This window comes from Ruminococcus sp. AM42-11 (genome assembly GCF_003480145.1).
Classification (GTDB): domain Bacteria; phylum Bacillota; class Clostridia; order Lachnospirales; family Lachnospiraceae; genus Blautia_A; species Blautia_A faecis.
Map to the genome: position 1 here is coordinate 112190 of NZ_QUIO01000003.1, position 19714 is coordinate 131903.

At 43.3% G+C, this 19714-nt stretch carries 19 protein-coding genes and 3 pseudogenes; 20 read left to right on the forward strand and 2 right to left on the reverse strand.

What is annotated here, in order from left to right; translation table 11 throughout:
• The first annotated feature begins 4 nt into the window (after positions 1-4).
• From rsxA to DW904_RS03300, 13 genes and pseudogenes are all read left to right on the forward strand, one after another.
• Positions 5-579, forward strand: a pseudogene (gene rsxA / locus DW904_RS03245) (electron transport complex subunit RsxA).
• A 12-nt stretch (positions 580-591) separates the two neighbouring features.
• Positions 592-1389: an RnfABCDGE type electron transport complex subunit B gene (locus tag DW904_RS03250; RefSeq protein ID WP_118578048.1), complete on the forward strand. Its 798-nt coding sequence runs from the start codon at positions 592-594 to the stop codon at positions 1387-1389.
• 53 nt (positions 1390-1442) lie between these two features.
• Positions 1443-1679 carry a DUF6783 domain-containing protein gene (locus tag DW904_RS24885; RefSeq protein WP_306467702.1) on the forward strand — a complete coding sequence of 79 codons (237 nt, stop codon included), beginning with the start codon at positions 1443-1445 and terminating at the stop codon, positions 1677-1679.
• 20 nt (positions 1680-1699) lie between these two features.
• Positions 1700-2986 (forward strand): putative ABC transporter permease, encoded by a 1287-nt coding sequence (locus tag DW904_RS03255; protein ID WP_118578049.1) that lies wholly within the window; start codon positions 1700-1702, stop codon positions 2984-2986.
• A 193-nt stretch (positions 2987-3179) separates the two neighbouring features.
• Positions 3180-4718 (forward strand): alkaline phosphatase, encoded by a 1539-nt coding sequence (locus DW904_RS03260; protein WP_118578111.1) that lies wholly within the window; start codon positions 3180-3182, stop codon positions 4716-4718.
• Positions 4719-5840, forward strand: coding sequence for a YibE/F family protein (locus DW904_RS03265; RefSeq protein WP_118578050.1), 1122 nt, complete (start codon positions 4719-4721; stop codon positions 5838-5840).
• 254 nt (positions 5841-6094) lie between these two features.
• Entirely contained in the window at positions 6095-6709 is a 615-nt protein-coding gene (gene ruvA / locus DW904_RS03270) for a Holliday junction branch migration protein RuvA (protein ID WP_118578051.1), read from the forward strand.
• Positions 6710-6797: 88 nt separating this feature from the next.
• Positions 6798-7798: pseudogene (gene ruvB, locus DW904_RS03275) on the forward strand (Holliday junction branch migration DNA helicase RuvB).
• Between the two features lie 277 nt (positions 7799-8075).
• On the forward strand, positions 8076-8483 hold the full coding sequence (locus DW904_RS03280) for a cell division protein ZapA (RefSeq protein ID WP_021925518.1): 408 nt from the start codon (positions 8076-8078) through the stop codon (positions 8481-8483).
• A 172-nt stretch (positions 8484-8655) separates the two neighbouring features.
• Entirely contained in the window at positions 8656-10863 is a 2208-nt protein-coding gene (locus tag DW904_RS03285; protein WP_243110279.1) for a U32 family peptidase, read from the forward strand.
• 6 nt (positions 10864-10869) lie between these two features.
• Positions 10870-12243 carry an FtsW/RodA/SpoVE family cell cycle protein gene (locus DW904_RS03290; protein WP_118578052.1) on the forward strand — a complete coding sequence of 458 codons (1374 nt, stop codon included), beginning with the start codon at positions 10870-10872 and terminating at the stop codon, positions 12241-12243.
• Positions 12167-13648 (forward strand): penicillin-binding transpeptidase domain-containing protein, encoded by a 1482-nt coding sequence (locus DW904_RS03295; protein ID WP_187564807.1) that lies wholly within the window; start codon positions 12167-12169, stop codon positions 13646-13648. Before DW904_RS03290 ends, DW904_RS03295 begins: the two co-directional genes overlap by 77 nt.
• Before the next feature lie 96 nt (positions 13649-13744).
• Positions 13745-14200, forward strand: a complete 456-nt coding sequence (locus tag DW904_RS03300) for an NUDIX domain-containing protein (RefSeq protein ID WP_021925514.1) — start codon at positions 13745-13747, stop codon at positions 14198-14200.
• 46 nt (positions 14201-14246) lie between these two features.
• Here the strand turns inward: DW904_RS03300 and DW904_RS24890 are convergent.
• Positions 14247-14357 (reverse strand): annotated as a pseudogene (locus DW904_RS24890) (DUF6783 domain-containing protein); the annotation flags it as partial.
• Between DW904_RS24890 and DW904_RS24895 the strand changes: the two are divergent.
• From DW904_RS24895 to DW904_RS22705, 5 genes are all read left to right on the forward strand, one after another.
• Positions 14316-14435 carry a DUF6783 domain-containing protein gene (locus DW904_RS24895; protein WP_334292296.1) on the forward strand — a complete coding sequence of 40 codons (120 nt, stop codon included), beginning with the start codon at positions 14316-14318 and terminating at the stop codon, positions 14433-14435. The pseudogene DW904_RS24890 and the gene DW904_RS24895 sit on opposite strands and share 42 nt — an antisense overlap.
• Positions 14436-14602: 167 nt before the next feature.
• A complete protein-coding gene (locus DW904_RS03305; RefSeq protein WP_118578053.1) occupies positions 14603-14914 on the forward strand; it encodes a hypothetical protein in 312 nt (103 codons plus the stop codon).
• A gap of 4 nt (positions 14915-14918) precedes the next feature.
• Positions 14919-16085: a DUF2953 domain-containing protein gene (locus DW904_RS03310; protein ID WP_118578054.1), complete on the forward strand. Its 1167-nt coding sequence runs from the start codon at positions 14919-14921 to the stop codon at positions 16083-16085.
• Between the two features lie 2 nt (positions 16086-16087).
• Positions 16088-16465, forward strand: coding sequence for a GerW family sporulation protein (locus tag DW904_RS03315; protein WP_118578055.1), 378 nt, complete (start codon positions 16088-16090; stop codon positions 16463-16465).
• Positions 16466-16587: 122 nt separating this feature from the next.
• Positions 16588-16725, forward strand: a complete 138-nt coding sequence (locus tag DW904_RS22705) for a hypothetical protein (protein WP_173715983.1) — start codon at positions 16588-16590, stop codon at positions 16723-16725.
• 234 nt (positions 16726-16959) lie between these two features.
• Here DW904_RS22705 and rpmB read toward each other — a convergent pair whose 3' ends face one another.
• Positions 16960-17145, reverse strand: a complete 186-nt coding sequence (gene rpmB / locus DW904_RS03320) for a 50S ribosomal protein L28 (protein ID WP_118578056.1) — start codon at positions 17143-17145, stop codon at positions 16960-16962.
• A gap of 212 nt (positions 17146-17357) precedes the next feature.
• Here rpmB and DW904_RS03325 point away from each other — a divergent pair, with 212 nt between their 5' ends.
• On the forward strand, positions 17358-17717 hold the full coding sequence (locus DW904_RS03325) for an Asp23/Gls24 family envelope stress response protein (protein WP_117851829.1): 360 nt from the start codon (positions 17358-17360) through the stop codon (positions 17715-17717).
• Between the two features lie 21 nt (positions 17718-17738).
• The gene (locus tag DW904_RS03330; protein WP_118578114.1) at positions 17739-19424 is read left to right on the forward strand and encodes a DAK2 domain-containing protein; all 1686 of its coding nucleotides are present in this window, start codon (positions 17739-17741) and stop codon (positions 19422-19424) included.
• The last annotated feature ends 290 nt before the right edge of the window (positions 19425-19714 follow it).

The following is a 19714-nucleotide window of genomic DNA, read 5'->3' on the forward strand; positions in this document are numbered from 1 at the left end:
GAAGATGAAAGAATTATTACTGATCATTGTAGCTCTGCGCTGGTAAATAACGTAGTCCTGAGCCAGTTCATGGGACTTTGCCCTTTCCTTGGAGTCTCCAAGACTACAGATACGGCAGCTGGTATGGGCGGTGCGGTTATTTTTGTAATCACCTTGTCCTCCTTTGTAACAAGTGTGATCTACAAGCTGATCCTTCAGCCGCTTGATCTGACTTACCTTCAGACCATTGTGTTCATTCTGATCATTGCAGCACTGGTGCAGTTCGTAGAAATGTTCCTGAAGAAAAGCATGCCTTCTCTTTACAAAGCACTTGGCGTGTATCTGCCTCTGATCACCACAAACTGCGCAGTTCTTGGTGTGGCTCTTACAAACGTGCAGAAGGATTACAATATTCTGGAAGGCACTGTAAACGGTTTCGCAACAGCATTTGGTTTCTCCATTTCTATTGTGCTGATGGCAGGAATCCGTGAGAAAATTGCCTACAACGATATTCCGGAAGCTTTCCAGGGATTTCCAACCGTTCTTCTGACAGCTGGACTGATGGCGATTGCGTTCTTCGGATTTTCAGGATTAATTTAAGGAGGCGTCGGGATGAATATTAGTGCGATTATAGCAGCAACAATTCTGGTTGCAGCAGTAGGCCTCTTCATCGGTGTTTTTCTTGGAGCAGCCGGAAAAAAATTTGCTGTTGAAATTGATGAGAAGGAAGTTGCCATAAGAGAAGCTCTTCCTGGAAATAACTGTGGTGGCTGCGGATATCCGGGCTGTGATGGTCTGGCAGCAGCAATTGCCAAAGGTGAAGCGCCTGTAAACCGTTGCCCGGTAGGCGGCGAGCCTGTTGGGAAAATAATTGCCGGTATTATGGGACAGGCGGCAGTTGAGACTGCCCGTCAGGTAGCTCATGTAAAATGCTCCGGAACCTGTGAAAAAGCGAAAGAAGAGTATATTTACACTGGAGTGGAAGACTGCGAGATGCTTCCTTTCGTGCCAAACGGCGGAGCAAAGACCTGTACATATGGCTGCTGTGGCTTTGGAAGCTGCGTAAAGGTCTGTCCATTTGATGCCATTCATATTGTAGATGGCATTGCAGTAGTAGATAAAGAAGCATGTAAAGCCTGTGGTAAATGTGTTGCCAAATGTCCGAGACATCTGATCGAGCTGATTCCGTACGATCAGAAGATGGCTGTGGACTGCAGTTCCCATGATAAGGGCAAAAAGGTAATGGCGGCTTGCGAGATTGGCTGTATCGGCTGTAAGAAGTGCGAAAAAACATGTCCAAACGGTGCAATTACCGTGGAAGATTCCTGTGCACATATTGACTATGAGAAGTGTACAGGATGCGGAGCATGTAAGGAGGCCTGCCCAAGAGGGGTTATCCGGGAGGCATAAAATAAAAATGAAAAGCCTGTATTTTCAGACTGTTGGCATAGAATGTAAATTTTATGAGAACCAGCAGCTGGAATACAGGCTTTATTCTTGGGGTTAGAGCGTGTTTGAAAAATTATTCCCACAATCTGCACGCCCCACCCCGCGGTATATTTTGCCCGAATTCAGTTGTCGTAGCCCGTTACGGCGCCTTTATTGTGACATACATCTTGCAGAAAACCTTTTTCAAACACGCTCTATTGTGCTATGATATTCTAATCGGGTTTTCCCGGAACGTTTTTATATTTCAATAAACAAAAGAGGAGACATGCATATGATCTGGAAATTACTATGGCTGTTTCTCATCTATTCCTTTGCAGGATGGGTGCTTGAGACAGTCCTTGCTTCCCTGAAACAGAAGAAATTCGCAAACAGAGGTATTATTAATGGACCATTCTGTCTGATCTATGGATTCGGCGGATTCTTCATTACTGCATTTACAAGAGAACTGACGGGCATCTGGCTGTTTCTTGGCTGTGCCATTGTAGCTTCCCTGCTTGAATGGATCGCTGGTCATTTAATTGAGATGTGGTATCACGAAAGATGGTGGGATTACCGCAAGATCAAGTGGAATCTGGACGGCTATGTCAGTGTGCCGACCTCCTGTGTCTGGGGTATTCTTGGTGTATTTGTGATCAAAATCGGAAATGGGCTTTGCATGTCCTTGTATGGCATGCTCCCAGGTCTTATAAGCAGAATTATCATACTGGTTCTACTGGGCTTTCTGGCAGTGGATGCTATTGCCACACTGACCATCCTTTTTGGACACAGCAAGAATCCTGAAAGATGGATCGCTGCTGACCGGGATATTGATTCCGCAACAAAAAAGCTTGGGGCAAAAATTGATGATGTTGTAAATCGTCGAATTACCAAAGCATATCCTCAGAAGCAGCACACGGAGAGCGAAGAGGAACATCCGGAGATTTTTGCCTATGGCTGCAGCTTTTATAAAATTGCACTGCTGTTTTTTATCGGCGCATTTCTTGGAGATATTACAGAGACTATTTTCTGCAGGATCACAGCCGGATATTGGATGAGCCGCAGCAGTGTGGTATGGGGAGATTTCAGTATTGTGTGGGGACTTGCCATTGCAGCGGTTACAGCCCTTCTCTATAAATACAGAAACCGCTCCCAGCAGTTCCTTTTCTGGATGGGTACATTTCTTGGTGGTGCCTATGAATATATCTGCAGTGTTTTCACAGAAATCGTGTTTGGAACCGTATTCTGGGATTACAGCGATATCCCGTTTAACCTTGGTGGAAGAATCAATCTTCTGTACTGTTTTTTCTGGGGATTTGCTGCAGTGGCATGGTTTAAAATATTCTATCCGCCTGTTTCCAGGCTGATCGAGAAGATTCCGGTGAAAATTGGAAAAATCATTACCTGGCTCCTTATTATATTTATGCTTGCTGACGGAATTGTATCCAGCGCTGCACTTGCGCGTTATAATGCCAGAAGCAATGGCATAGAAGCGGAAAACAGCTTTGAAAGCTGGGTGGACAAACATTTTGACGATGAGCGGATGGCGCAGGTATATCCCAAGGCCAAGAAGGTTGGTTAAGGACTTGTTTTAACCGAATAATTGCTTGATATAAATTCTAGAAGTTATAATAATGCTGTCAGTGTGAAAGGATTTTTTACACCGACAGCTTATTTTTTGCCGGAATTTAACAGGGGGAAAACAGCGGATTTTACAAATAATGTATAAAATCATACGTGTTCGAATTAATCGCTTTATGAAAAAGAAGGAGAAAATGTACATGAAAGCAAAAAAGATCAGCGCATTATTATTAGCAGCAGCAATGACCGCTTGTGCGGTTCCGGCACAGGGTGCAGCAGCAGATGAACCAAAAGTTCCGAAATATATTTTCTTGTTTATTGGTGATGGAATGAGTTATCCTCAGGTTCAGACAACAAACTATTATCTGAATGCAATTGAAGATGATGGAGATGATATTCTTACAAGTGAAAGCAAGCTGAATATGATGAAATTTCCGGTAGCAGGCTCTGCGCAGACCTATGACAGCACTTCATTCTGTCCTGATTCCGCTTCTACAGCTACTTCCATTTCCACAGGTCATAAGACTTATAGTGGAACCATCAATATGGATGAGAAGATGGAAACTTCTTATGAGACAATTGCTGAAAAATTAAAAAAACAGCTTGGCTATAAGGTTGGAATTCTTTCTTCCGTAAACTTAAATCATGCAACACCGGCTGCATTTTATGCTCATCAGGCTTCCCGAAATAACTATTATGAAATTGGTCAGGAACTGATTGCAAGTAATTTTGATTATTTTGCAGGTGGTGGTCTTAAGAAAACAACTGGTTCAGAGGGAGACCAGACAGATTTATATGAGCTTGCTCAGGAAGCTGGATATAAAGTGATTAAGACAAAAGCAGAGGCAGAAAATCTTACTGCAGAAGATGGAAAAGCAATTGTAATTGATGAGACACTTGCTGATGACGATGCGATGAGCTATGATATGGATCTGGAAGATGGCGAATGGGGTCTTTCTGACTATGTGAAAAAAGGTATTGAAGTTCTGGATAATGATACTGGATTTTTCATGATGGTTGAGGGAGGAAAAATTGACTGGGCCTGTCATGCAAATGATGCAGCTGCAACTATTACAGATACTGTTGCAATGGATGAGGCAGTGGGAAAAGCTGTTGATTTTTATAACGAGCATCCAGACGAAACTTTGATTTTGGTAACAGGTGATCACGAGACAGGTGGTCTTACCATAGGATTTGCAGGCACCGACTATGATACATTTCTTGCAAATATCAGTAATCAGAAAATCTCTTACGCAAAATTTGATTCTGATTATGTAGCGGCATATAAAGAAAACAAAACTGATTTTGATACAGTAATGGCTGATATCACAGAACTCTTTGGTCTGCAGGCACCTACTGGTACAACAGAGTCCTCAAATCAGGCTGACAGCAAGGATGTGCACCCAGAAGGCGAAGAAGATAAGGGAAGTCTTGTAATGACAGATTATGAGTATCAGAAGCTTCAGAATGCTTATGAGGAAACAATGAGCAGAACAGGAGAAGAGGAAGAGTTTGGTCAGGAAGAATATCTGATGTATGGAAGCTATGAACCACTTACTGTAACAATTACTCATATTCTGAACAACAAGTCTGGTATTAATTTTGCATCTTATGCACATACAGGACTTCCGGTGGAAGTATTTGCCATGGGAGCCGGACAGGAGCAGTTTGAAGGCTATTATGACAATACCGATATTTTCAATAAAATGGCTGCAATTACAGGAGTAAAATAAATGGTAAGAGACAGACTTAAAAAAAGTTCTGTTTCTATAATAGCAATATTGTTAATCCTCATCCTCATAGTTCTTCCAACGGGCTATGAGGATGCTGCTATTTATAAGGGAACAGACAGAGTAAGAGCAAAGGTGATTTCCACAGATGAAAGCTCTGTGATTAATAATGGCTTGATTCAGTCAGGCGAGCAGTATTGTAAGGTGAAAATACTTGATGGAAAGTTTAAAAATGAGACTGCAGATGCAGTAAATATGCTGAGTGGCTCTTTGGAAGCGGACAAAATATTTCAGCAAGGAGATGTTGCCCATGTAGTAATCAGTTATAGCAAAGATAAGATTCTTTCAATTATGATGAGTGACCATTATCGTCTGGATAAAGAAGCTATTCTGGCTGGATTATTTATTTTGCTTTTAATCGGGTTTGCAGGAAAAACAGGTTTAAGAGCAGTATATTCGTTTCTCATTACAATTTTGGCAATCTGGAAAATTTTGACACCAGCTTATTTAAAAGGTGCGAATCCAATATGGTGGGGAATTGCGTTGACTGCCTTTCTTACTCTTCTTATTATATTTTTGGTGTACGGATTTGACAGAAAAACACTGGCTGCATCTTCAGGTGCTTTGCTGGGGGTGTTTGTGACTTGTGTTATGGGGTGTATTTTTACAGACGCTTTTAAAATTCACGGAGCAGTTATGGCATATTCGGAAAGTCTTTTGTACGCTGGTTATCAGAATCTGAATCTTTCTCAGATTTATATGAGCGGTATTTTTATCGGAGCATCAGGTGCTATGATGGATCTGTCCGTTGATATTACTTCGGCAGTAAATGAAGTAATTTGTAAAAAGCCGAATATTGGATGGAAAGAAGCAGCCAGATCAGGAATGAATGTTGGCAGAGCAGCAATGGGAACTATGACTACCACATTGCTTCTTGCTTATTCTGGCGGTTATATTGCTCTTTTGATGACGTTTATGGCACAGGGAACACCAATTGATAATATTATGAATTACAAATATGTTGCGGCTGAATTACTGGATACTGTAGTTGGAAGCTTCGGGCTTGTGACAGTTGCCCCTTTTACAGCCCTGACAAGTGCCTGGCTTCTTACAAAGAAAAAATAATACTACACTTTTACTATTATTTTCTGAAAATTAAAGTGCTATACTCCTTTCGGACAAGGAAATAAGGGCCCGCAAGTTTCCTTCCTGCAACTGAAAGGAGTATTTTATTATTATGAAAAGAAAATATATCGCTTGCCGGCGCGTCCTTTTTGAAAAAATCGAATGAATGTTTGCTTTTTTCGGTGGAATATGGTATGATGACAAAGAATTTCGAATATAACTCTTTACAATAGATAAAACAGGAGGTCCTCCCCATGATCTCATTCATCCGAGGAACAGTAGCAGACCTTACCGAGAATTCTGCAATCATAGAATCAAATTGCATCGGATTTGAAATAAATATGACCGGAAACGCTCTGGCACAGCTGCACATTGGACAGGAAGTGAAGCTTCATACTTATTTTCAGGTAAGAGAAGATGCAATGGTTCTCTATGGATTTTTCAATAAAGATGATTTACAGGTGTTTAAACTTCTTCTTGGTGTAAACGGAGTTGGACCGAAAGCTGCTCTGGGCGTTCTGGCAGGAATCACTGCAGATGAGCTTCGCTTTGCTGTTCTTTCCGATGATGTGAAAACTTTGTCAAAAGCCCCTGGAATCGGTAAAAAAACAGCCCAGAAGCTGATCCTGGAGCTGAAGGATAAGCTCAGTCTGGAAGAAGCCTTTGAGCAGAAGCTTGCCAATGAACAGGCTCAGGCTACTACAGCTGCAGCTGGAGCAGGAATGACAGATGCCAGACAGGAAGCAGTAGAAGCACTGGTGGCACTTGGCTACAGCAGTACAGATGCCCTCCGCGCAGTGCGCAAGGTGACAGATGTGGAGCCGACGGATGTAGAAGGAATCCTGAAAGCTGCATTGAAGAATTTTTAGATTCCATAAATTTTTTCGCAAAGGGTGCTATCGTGAATGAAATGCATCCCGGTATATAAATGCAAACACTAATTTCAAGAGGTAAAAAATGGACAATCGTATCATAACCACTGATGTTATGGAAGAGGATTTTTCTCTGGAAGGGAATCTTCGCCCACAGACCCTGGACGAGTATATTGGCCAGGAAAAAACCAAAAATACCTTAAAAGTATATATTGAAGCTGCCAAACAGCGTCACGATTCCCTGGACCATGTCCTTTTCTATGGCCCTCCGGGACTTGGAAAAACTACCCTTTCCGGTATTATTGCCAATGAAATGGGTGTGCATATGAAAGTGACTTCCGGCCCTGCAATTGAGAAGCCTGGAGAAATGGCGGCGATTCTGAATAATCTTCAGGAAGGGGATATTCTTTTTGTGGACGAGATCCATCGCCTGAATAGACAGGTGGAAGAGGTGCTTTATCCTGCCATGGAGGATTTCGCCATCGATATTATGATCGGGAAGGGCGCTTCCGCCAGGTCGATCCGACTGGATTTGCCGAAATTTACCCTTGTAGGTGCTACCACCAGAGCCGGGCTTCTTTCTGCGCCGCTCCGCGACCGTTTTGGTGTGATTCATCATCTGGAATTTTACAGTAAGAAGGAACTAACCACAATCATCATGCGCTCTGCCCAGGTACTTGGAGTAGAAATTGACGTGAAAGGTGCCGGAGAGATCGCCATGCGCTCCCGGGGAACGCCCCGTCTTGCAAACCGTCTGTTAAAGCGTGTCCGTGATTTTGCCCAGGTGAAATATGATGGAAGGATCACTTACGATGTAGCATGTTTTGCTTTGAACCTTTTGGAGGTAGATCAATATGGTCTGGACAAACTGGACCGCCAGATTCTGACTACTCTTATTGTAAATTTCAAAGGCGGCCCTGTTGGACTTGACACTCTGGCAGCAGCCATCGGTGAAGATTCCGGTACTTTAGAAGATGTGTATGAGCCGTACCTTCTGAAAAATGGCTTTCTGAACCGCACCCCGAGAGGCGGATGGCCTCCGCACTTGCTTACGAACACCTTGGTTTTCCTGTTCCGGAAATATAAAAGATAAACTTTTGTAAAAAATCCTATACTTTTCAACATTTTTCGATTATAATAGGAGTGCTTACATAAATTGTAATACGAAAAGATAATAAACAGACTGGTTTTTCCGGGCATATTGTGTTGCTGGTCACAGAGTGAACAGTAACAATATGAAGTTGCTGTTTTCTGCTAATATTCCGCGATACGGTTACTGTCTATAGAAGAAAAGCAGCGGATTATTTGTGGGTAACAGTGTAAGGAGAAGCTGGTAGTATAAAGATACAGGAGGCTTGAACGAATGGCGGTCAAGAATACAGCACAGGTGATCATCGGGGGTAAGATCATTACCCTTGGAGGATATGAATCAGAGGAATATTTCCAGCAGGTTGCATCATATATGAATAAGAAGATAGGAGAGCTGGAGACTGTGCCAGGATACGGCAGACAGCCTATGGAGACCAAGCATATGCTTCTCAGCCTGAACATTACCGACGATTACTTCAAGGCGAAGAAGCAGGTGGAGACTTATGAACTTGATCTGCAGCAGAAGGATCAGGAGATGTATGATCTGAAGCATGAGCTTATTTCTCTTCGTATGCAGATTGAAGAGGCACAGAAGAATGAACAGGAAGCCCTTGACGAGAAGAATCTTCTGGAGGGTAAAGTAAAAGAACTGGAAAAAGAACTGGATGAAATGCTGAAATAATAGCAGGAGGGATTGCTTAGGTGATTCCTCTTTTCCTTTATCAAAGTGTGTAAAAAACGTTTTCGCAATTTGCAGATTTAGGCCTGCTATACATAAAGGAAAAAGCTGTGAATTGTGGAGGCTGTTTTCATTGAAGAAACCTTAAATTCTCATAAAAATTGGAGGACAAACTTTGAATCCTAATAACATAGAATTGCTGGCTCCTGCCGGTTCCTACGAAGGCTTTGAAGCTGCACTTGGAGCAGGTGCGGACGCTGTGTACGTAGGCGGTGCAATGTTCGGAGCCAGAGCATATGCCCAGAATTTTAACGAAGAAGAGCTTCTTCGCGCCATTGATGTGGCGCATATTCATGGTAAGAAGCTGTATCTTACGGTCAATACCCTGTTAAAAAATAGAGAATTAAAAGAAGAACTGGTTTCCTATCTGGAACCATACTACAATGCAGGCCTGGATGCAGTGATCGTCCAGGATATGGGAGTATTTTCCCTTTTGAAAAAAGAATTTCCGAAACTTCACCTTCATGCCAGCACGCAGATGACTGTAACTGGTCCGGAAGGAATGAAATTCCTGGCAGATCAGGGGGCGACCCGGGTGGTAGCTGCAAGAGAACTTTCCCTTCAGGAACTTTCCCGTATGCATGAAGCCTGCCCAATTGAGATAGAGGCTTTTGTCCATGGAGCACTTTGCTACAGCTATTCAGGACAATGTCTGATGAGCAGTCTTTTGGGAGGCAGAAGCGGAAACAGAGGTCGTTGTGCCCAGCCTTGCCGTCTGCCATACCAGGTGAAGAATTTCAGGGCAAAAGAGTATGGAAAAGGAGAATTCTGCCCGTTAAGCCTGAAAGATATCTGTACCATTGAAATTTTACCTGAAATTATAGAAGCGGGAGTTACCTCTCTGAAAATAGAGGGCAGAATGAAGCAGCCGGCTTACACTGCTGGCGTTACCGGTATGTATCGGAAATATCTGGATTTTCTTTTTGAAAAAGGACCTGCGAATTATCACGTGACAGAAAAAGATAAAAAATATCTTCTGGATCTGTTTAATAGAGGCGGTTCCTGTACAGGCTACTATCAGATGGGAAATGGTCCTCAGATGATGGCATTTACAAATGAGAAAAAAACGGGGGAAGTTTTTCTGGAAACGAAGCAGCTGAAAGAGAAAATTACAGGCGAACTTCACCTTGTCCCCGGTTCTCCGGTTCTTCTTCATGTTTCCTGTCAGGGGGAAGATGCATATGAATGTGTTGGAGAAGTACAATACGCAAAGAGCCAGCCGGTAACGGAAGAGCGGGTGCGTCAGCAGATGGACAAGCTGGGAAACACCTCATTTATATGGGAAAAACTGGAAATTTATATGGAAGATTCCGTTTTTGTTCCCATGAAGATTTTAAATGAAGCGCGGCATCAGGCATTAGAGGATCTGAAGGAGAAGCTTTTACAAAAATACAGGCGAAACGTGGGAGACGAGCGGGTTAAGAGAATTGCGGAGGAGACGCCGGCAAAAATCAGTGCGATTGCGGCCTGTGATAATGTTCCCCGCAAAAAAGAGGAATACATTCCGGTTTACGTGTCCTGTGAAAGCGAGGAGGCTTCTGAAGTCCTCTGCCAAAAAGACGGAATCCAGGGTATTTATCTTCCTTACGCATTAATAGAGAAACATTTGCAGACAGGTCTTGACAATGGAAAAGAAATGTATCTTTCTCTTCCTCACATTACAAGAGAAAATCCACCGGAAGGCTATATGGAGCAGGTGAAAAAGTGGCTGGAAGCAGGGCTGAGCGGATTTCTTGTGCGGAATCTGGAGTCCTACAGTGCACTGGCACAGATGGGACTGGCAGACAAGTGTGTGCTGGATCACTCCCTGTATACCTGGAATGATGAAGCCATCCGTTTCTGGAAAGATCAGGGAATCCTTCGAAATACAGTTCCCCTGGAGCTGAATGAGAAGGAACTTCGCCACAGAGAAAATGCAGGCAGCGAGATGATTGTCTACGGCCGTCTGCCTCTTATGCACAGCGCCCAGTGTGTACGAAAGAATACTTTCGGCTGCAATGGACAGGAGGAGAGGCTTGTTCTGAAAGACCGTTATGACAAGGAATTTCCTGTAGTCTGTTATTGTCGTCCATGGAAAATGGGAAATACAAAGGCGGCAGAGTCGTGTTATAATATCATCTATAACAGTCTGCCATACGGTCTTTTGAAGGAAGCTGACAGGGTGAAAGCGCTTGGTGTTTCATCTGTAAGACTGGCTTTTACCATAGAAAGCAGGGAAGAAACAGAACGGATCGTGGAAGACTTTGTGGCTGCATATCATGGCAGCCAGGTATCTCACGAATATGAGTTTACAAAAGGTCATTTTAAAAGAGGAGCCGAGTAAAGGCGTATGATTAATATTGTTGTTGAATTATCCAAATATGTGATCCTGACACTGATGATCGTGTACACAGTTTTGTGCTACTACCTTGTTGTGGGGAAACACGCTTCAGACAGGAAAGGACTTTTAAGAAGTCAGATCACTTTAACCTTTTTTCTGGATTTTACCGCATTTGTTGTGATTTTTCTGAAAACCTTTGATTTTAAGGTTGTCATCTTTTATGCAGAAATGATGATATATTTTGCTGCGATCCTTATTTTATACCGCAGAATTTATAAAAATGCGTCTATGCTGCTTTTAAATAATATGTGCATGCTTTTAAGCGTTGGATTTATAATGCTGTGCAGGCTGGATATTGCCTCTGCCAATAAGCAGCTTTTGATCGTTGCGTGCGGAAGTGCAGTGGCGCTGGTGATCCCGGTTATGATCCGCAAGATGAAATTTCTCAAGGATCTTACCTGGGTGTATGCAGGGCTTGGGATTGTTCTTCTTGGAGCAGTTCTTGTTCTGGCACAGACAAGCTACGGCGCCAAGCTTTCTCTGATGGGAATCCAGCCTTCCGAGGTGATCAAGCTCACCTTTGTGTTCTTTATGGCATCCCTTCTGGCAAGAGAGGTAACTTTTAAGAAAGTTGTGCTGGCTACTGTTGTGGCAGGTCTCCATGTGGGAATCCTGGTGCTTTCAAGAGATCTTGGAAGCGCTGTAATCTTTTTTGCAGCTTATCTGGTGCTGATCTATGTATCAACCAGGAAGCCGGCATACCTTTGCATTGGAATTGCAGGCGGTACAGCAGGCGCTGTAGTGGCATATCACCTGTTTGGTCATGTAAGGCAGCGTGTCAGTGCGTGGAAAGATCCTATGGCAGTTTATCAGAATGAAGGATACCAGATTGTACAGTCCCTGTTTGCCATTGGTACAGGCGGATGGTTTGGAATGGGACTTTGCCAGGGCTCTCCGGAGAAAATTCCGGTTGTAAAAAACGACTTTATTTTCAGTGCGATCTGCGAGGAGCTTGGCGGGATTTTTGCCATCTGCCTGATCTTTGTGTGTATGAGCTTTTTCCTTACTATCGTGGAGATTGCCCTGCAGATCAAGAATCCATTTTATAAACTGATCGCCATTGGTCTTGGTGCGGAATATGCGTTTCAGGTGTTCCTTACCATTGGAGGTGCTACCAAATTCATACCTATGACAGGTGTGACTCTTCCTCTGGTCAGCTATGGAGGAAGTTCCATTATGTGTATGATTTTGATGATCGCTATTATCCAGGGCTTGTATATTTATAGAGAGGACGAGGACGAAGAAATTGAGAGACATCGACGAGAGGCAGCAAAGAGAGCGAGACAGAGAGCTGTTGAGGCAGCGGAAGAAAGAGATTACTAAAAAGCGCAAAGCCAGAAATAAAGAATATACCTTTGTTTCCATCTTCTTTGGGATTATTTTTATCAGTATGATCGGGTATCTGATTTATTTCGATGGCTTTAAAAGCGATGATTTTATTAACAGCCCTTACAATACCAGACAGGATTCCTTTTCCGACCGTGTAGTACGAGGTAAGATCCTGTCTTCTGACGGACAGATTTTGGCGCAGACCAATGTAAGTGAGGATGGAACTGAGACACGTAATTATCCATATTCCAATATGTTCTCCCATGTTGTGGGTTATGATACCAATGGAAAAAGCGGTCTGGAATCAGAGGCGAACTTTACCCTTCTGACTTCCCATTCTTTTTTTCTGACGCAGATGAAGAATCAGTTCCTTAATGAGAAGAATACAGGAGATACGGTTGTATCTACCCTGAATGCCAATCTTCAGAGCATTGCATACAATGCATTGGGTGACAGAAGAGGGGCTGTTGTGGTAATGGAACCATCTACCGGAAAAAGGCTTGTAGAAGTGAGCAAGCCTGATTTTGATCCCAATACCATTGGGGATAATTGGGACTATCTGGTAAACGACGAGAATGACAGCAGTCTTCTGAACAGAGCCACAAATGGTGCATATCCGCCAGGTTCCACCTTCAAGGTTGTGACTGCACTTGACTATTTCCGCAAAAAAGGAACTTTTGAGGGATACAATTATATCTGTGAGGGAAGTATCACCTTGCAGGATCACACGATCCACTGTTATCACAATACAGTTCACGGGCAGGAGAATTTCTATTCTGCATTTGCAAATTCCTGTAACTGTGCATTTGCAGATATTGGAGTTGGTCTTGGGGGTGCGTCTCTTCGCGAGACTGCGGAGAATCTTCTGTTTAACAAGAGTCTGCCTCTGAACTCCTACAGAACCAGCAGCTTTTCCCTTGATGCAGATTCCGTAACGCCTCTGATCATGCAGACTGCCATTGGACAAGGCAATACTCTTGTGTCTCCTATGCATATGGCATTGATCACCTGTGCCATTGCAAATGACGGTGTTCTGATGAAACCTTATCTTATTGACGAGGTGGTAAATGACAATGGCGATTCAGTAAAAAAGACAGAACCGGTAGCTTATAAACGGCTGATGAGTTCCAATGAGGCCAATCTTCTTGGCAAATTAATGAAACAGGTGGTTGATTCCGGTACAGCTTCCGCACTTTCCGGCAGAAGCTATACAGTAGCAGGTAAGACTGGTTCCGCAGAGTTTGACGAGGAAGGACACAGCCATTCCTGGTTTATCGGCTATTCCAATGTGGATGATCCGGATCTGGTGGTTGCCGTGATCGTGGAGAATGGCGGTTCCGGCAGTGAGGCAGCAGTTCCGATTGCGGGACAGATTTTTGATGCTTATCACGCCAGCTAACAGCAATCTATATGATATTCCCTGTTGCCAGTTTTCTGAAAAAGAGGTATACTATATACAGTTTAGAAAACACACGCATTACAGGAGGATTGCAGCATGATAGAAGCAACGAGCTGTGGCGGTGTGGTAATTCATCGAGGTAAGATTCTTGCACTATATAAATCTTACAAAAACCGTTACGAAGGCTGGGTTTTACCGAAAGGAACCGTAGAGCCAGGAGAGACTCATGAGCAGACCGCATTGCGGGAAGTGAAGGAGGAAGCTGATGTCAGAGCTTCCATTGTGAAGTATGTAGGCAAGAGCCAGTACAATTTCACAGTGCCGGAAGACATGGTCAATAAAGAGGTACACTGGTATCTTATGACGGCGGATAATTATCATAGCAAGCCTCAAAGAGAGGAATTTTTCGTGGACTCCGGGTATTACAAGTTTCACGAGATTTACCATCTGCTTCGTTTTGCAAACGAGAAGCAGATCGTTGAGAAGGCGTACCAGGAATATCTGGAACTGCGAAGTGCCGGATTATGGGACAGGCAGCAGAAATATTTCTGATTCATGGGGAGAATAAAGGCTGCGTAGCTGATTTACGCAGCCTTTATTATATGATAATGTTGCTAGAGCCTGTTTGAAAAAGCATTCCCGCAATCTGCACGCCCCACTTTGCGGTATATTTTGCCCGAATTCGGTTGCCGTAGCCCGCTACGGCGCCCTCCTCCGGACAAAATCTCCCACAAATTGTGACGCACATCTTGCAGAAAGCCTTTTTCAAACACGCTTTAGGGAATGATTTTTCAAACACGCTCTAGCATCTGACAGGTTCGTTCTGTGAACGAGGTTCACAAGAAATGCTTTGCGGAATAGTTGCAAAATGTTTAAAATTTCCAGAGAAGGGAATCATTAATATAACAAAAGGTGTATGTCAAGCAGTAATAACAAAGGAGAGTTGTGCCGAATATGCTGAAATGGCGAGAAGACTATTATGTGGGAGAAGGAATCAAAGACGCGGCAAAAGCACGGAAGAGGATTGACGCAGGCAGGGTGGCTTTTGGTGTTTATCTGGTCACATTGTCTGAGAATCCGGGAAATCTTCTTGAAATTGTACCGTCCTACATGCTGATCCAGAAGAGCTATTATGCCAGATGTCCTGAGATTGTTGGTATGGCGAAAGGAAAAGACGAAGCCATTGATCTGGCAGTAGATATTGTGAAGAATATTTACGGGGAGACAGGTGCATTTCAGGTAAAAGAATATTTTAAGAACAGGTGAGCGCATGTTACATATACTGTGGATCCTCATAAAGTTTATATTGATCATACTGGGAATCCTGCTGGGACTTGCGCTTCTGGCAGTGCTTCTTCTGTTGTTCTGCCCGGTACGCTACCAGGCGAGGGCTGTGAAGGAGACCGGCAGCTTCAAGGAGACAGAACTGGAAGCCAGAATTACCTGGCTGTTCCACGTCATAGGCGTCAGGTTTTGCTTTCATAATGGAGAAGGAAAGCTGGTGATCCTGTTTTTTGGAGTTTCATTAGAAACTATAAAAGGCTGGCTTAAGAAGCTAAAAGGCGGCAGAAGAAAGAACTCCGTCAGCCAAACCTCCAGGAGTAAGGCAAAGAAGAGGAAAAAGAAATCTGCGCAAACGAAGGGAATATCTCAGGAGAACAGAACAAAAAAGCCAGATGTAAAAGAAGCTTCTGGTGAAGAGTCGAATGTGAGTAATGCTGTTGCTGAAGAGAAAACTAAGCAGATGGCAGAGTCTCGCATAGAAACTGAGAAGAAAGCATCTCAGCCTGAAGCACATGCAGCAGAGAAATTTCAAGATCATGCGCCAAAAACTGAGGCGGTGCTGTTGGAAAATAATACAGCAGAACCGCAGACAGGGAAGCCATCAGCAGAGAAGCAGGAAAAAAATATCAAATCTGCTTCAAAGTCCGGCTTAATTACGCGTATTTGGGAAATACTAAGCAAAATAATCCGATTCCCGGGTAATCTGTGGAATAAGGTTATTTCAATAATTAAAGGTATAATTGAGAAAATTAAAAATATAAAGAAAACAATTTCAGGAATCACAGATAAGCTTGGCTGGTGGAAAGAATTTCTTACCAATGAACGGACCAAGGCTGCAATTTCTCTTATATGGAAAGATGTAAAAGGTCTGCTCCATCATGTACTTCCAACGAAATTGGAAGGTGATGTTACTTTTGGATGCGATGATCCGGCCATTACCGGGACAGTTCTGGCAGTGCTTGGTATGACCTTTCCATTTCACAAGAACAGGATTCATGTGAATCCGCTTTTTGATGGAGAGAACCAGCTGACTGGAAATGTATTTCTGAAAGGTCGTATTTATGGCATTGTGCTTATCAAGGCAGCAATAGAGATTTACTTCAATAAAAATATAAAATACGTTATCAACCGATGGAAGCATAAGGAGGACTAGAAATGGAAAACGAAAACAACTTTAAAGAAACCGTAAGCTCCCTGTTTAAGGGAATGGATGGATTTGTATCTGCGAAGACAGTGGTAGGAGATGCGATCCATGTAGGAGACACCATTATACTTCCCCTGGTGGATGTATCCTTTGGTGTAGGCGCTGGTGCATTTGCAGGTGATAAAAAGAACAATGGCGGCGGAGGTCTCGCCGGAAAGATGACCCCATGCGCAGTTCTGGTAATCCAGAATGGTACCACCAAGCTTGTAAACGTAAAGAACCAGGATGGTCTTACTAAAGTTCTGGATATGGTTCCTGACTTTGTAAACCGCTTCGCACCTGGCGGAGATAACAGCGCGGATGAAACTGTAGATTCTGAAGAGAACTAGATCGTGTCTGATCGAGTAACTGATTATAAAAGCTGCAGGCGGTTATTTTAGAAGTTAATGTGTTCAGATGTGGCATTTCAGCATAAAATATACTAAACCAAAGAGGCAAGGCTGTATGAATTATGGGAAAAGCTCTTGGTTTTATGCTGTTTTTCATCGGACTTGGAATGGTGATCGGCTTGCTTGTCTCCGAGACCACCGCACTTCTGATTGCAGCAGCTTTGTGTATGCTGTGTGGCTATCATTTATTTTGTAAATAAAATGGGTATGAAAAGATTATCAGCGAATCCTTTCATACCCATTTACATTTTATGTAACTATCCTTTTTATTAAAATAATTTCTGTCTGGGAGAAGCTGCTCTGGAGTTTGTTGAAAAAGGCCTTCTGCAAAATGTGCGCCATACTTTGCGGGAATGATTTTCAACCACACTTAGAAAATACTTATTCGGGAAACAAAAAAATAGCCCCCACAAAACTGTGAGGGCAGGTGTTTCTTAGGCTCTTTCAACGTTTCCGGATCTTAAGCAGGAAGTACATACGTACATTTTCTTAGCTCCGCCTTCAGTTTTAACCTTAACGGATTTCACGTTTGATTTCCACATCTTATTGGATCTTCTATGGGAATGACTCACATTATTTCCGAAATGAGCACCTTTTTCACAAATTGCGCATTTAGCCATGATAGCACCTCCTTGACGCTTTTTTTCAACAGTTCATATTCTAACAGATGGAAAAACATTTTGCAAGCAAAAAAAGGAAAATTTTAAAACAATTTAAAATAAATTTGCTATTTGCGTGGATGCGTGCTAAAATTGGACATTGTGTTATGAATGAAAAAAGGGTATAATATGGTATATACATTTTGAAAATCAAATTAATGGAGGTAAACCATATGAAGGGACGTATAGATTCCGGCCTTGGCCAGATCATTATTGATACGGATGTAATCGCGACTTATGCAGGAAGCGTTGCAGTAGAATGTTTTGGTATTATCGGTATGGCCGCTGTCAGCATGAAGGACGGCCTTGTAAAGCTGCTCAGGAGAGATTCCTTACAGCATGGTATAAATGTTAAGATCACAGAAGATAATAAGATTCGCCTTGATTTTCATGTAATCGTGGCGTACGGTGTGAATATCAGCACTATTGCAGATAATCTTGTAAACAATGTGAAATATAAAGTCGAGGCTTTTACAGGAATGGAGATTGAGAAAATCAACATTTACGTAGAAGGTGTTCGTGCAATAGATTAGGATTAGAGGAGGAAACTTGTGGTGGATAGACAGACCATAGATGCCAAGATACTTTCCAGAATGTTTCTGGCAGGAGCCAAGAACCTGGAAGCGAAGAAAGAATGGATCAACGAGTTGAATGTATTCCCGGTTCCGGATGGAGATACCGGTACGAATATGACAATGACTATTATGTCAGCTGCATCAGAGGTAAGCAGTCTTACAGATCCTGATATGGAGACACTCGCCAAGGCTATTTCGTCCGGTTCCCTGCGTGGAGCCAGAGGTAACTCAGGCGTTATTCTTTCCCAGCTTCTCAGAGGCTTTACCAAGGGAACCAAGGGACATAAAGAAATGGATGCAGTTGTGATCGCAGCTGCTATGGAGAAGGCTGTAGAGACTGCATACAAAGCAGTTATGAAGCCGAAGGAAGGTACCATTCTTACAGTAGCACGTGAGGCCGCAGTAAAGGCTGCTGAGATTGCAGAGGAATCTGCAAATCTGGAGCTTTTCTTCCGTGCCATTTTCGAGCATGCTGAGAAGACACTTGCCCGCACACCGGAAATGCTTCCTGTCCTGAAAGAAGCAGGTGTAGTAGACTCAGGCGGACAGGGACTTCTAGAAGTTTTCCGTGGTGCATTTGATGGTTATCTTGGAAAAGAAATCGACTATTCTGCATTTGAGAAGGTATCTTCCGGTCCGGCAGTGACCAGGATCTCCCAGCAGGCAGAAGCGGATATCAAATTTGGATATTGCACGGAGTTCATCATTCTTTTGAATAAGCCTCTTCCAGATGAGGAGCTTCACAGCTTCAAGGAGTTCCTTACATCAATTGGTGATTCCATTGTACTGGTAGCAGATGATGAAATCGTGAAAGTACATGTACACACCAATCATCCTGGCCAGGCATTCGAGAAAGCGCTTACCTACGGTGCACTTTCCCGCATGAAGATTGATAACATGCGTGAGGAACATCAGGAGAAGCTGATCAAGGATGCCGAGAAGCTTGCCCGGGAGCAGGAAGAACAGGAGAAGAAGGAAGCTGCTGCGAAAGCTGCCAAAGAGCATAAGAAATACGGATTTATCAGTGTTTCCGTCGGAGAAGGACTCTCCACCCTGTTTAAAGAGCTGAATGTAGATTATATCATCGAGGGCGGTCAGACCATGAACCCAAGTACAGAGGACATGCTCAATGCCATCGCTGAAGTAAATGCAGATACTATTTATATTTTCCCGAATAATAAGAATATTGTTCTTGCTGCAAACCAGGCGAGAGACCTTACCGAGGACAAAGAGATCGTGGTAGTTCCTACCAAGACGATTCCGCAGGGAATCACAGCTCTGATCAGCTTCCAGCCGGAAATGAATGGAGAAGAGAATCTGGAAGCCATGATGGAGGCTGTATCCATGGTGAAGACCGGACAGGTAACATACGCAGTCCGAGACACCAGACTGGATGAGAAAGAAATCCACGAGGGCGATATTATGGGAATCGGTGATCACGGAATTCTTGCAGTAGGCAAGGGACGTGAGAATGTTGCCAAAGAGATGGTGGCAGCTATGGTAGACGAGGATTCTGAGGTGATCAGCATTTACTACGGTGCTGAGACCACAGAAGAGGATGCCGAGAGCCTTGCCGCAGAGCTGGAAGAAGCATATCCGGACTGCGAAGTAGAGGTAAATATGGGCGGACAGCCGATTTATTATTACATTATTTCTGTTGAGTAATGAATGTTACTGTTCACTGATAACGTTCCGCGAGGTGTTTTTTGTGAACAAAGTTCACAGAAAACCCGAGAATTAAGTTTGCGCAGCAAACGCTACTTCTTGTGCTTGTCACAAGAAGGTTCGTCTTTCTGTGCATCGCGAAGCGCGTTACTGGTCACGGAGTGAACAGTAACTAATGAATAGCTGCAGGGCTGCGAGTGATAAAGAGATGGAAGACAGGGTGGAAGATTTCCGCCCTGTCTTCTTTAACAATAAACATAGGCTCATTGGTAATATTAAGTTTTTTGCGC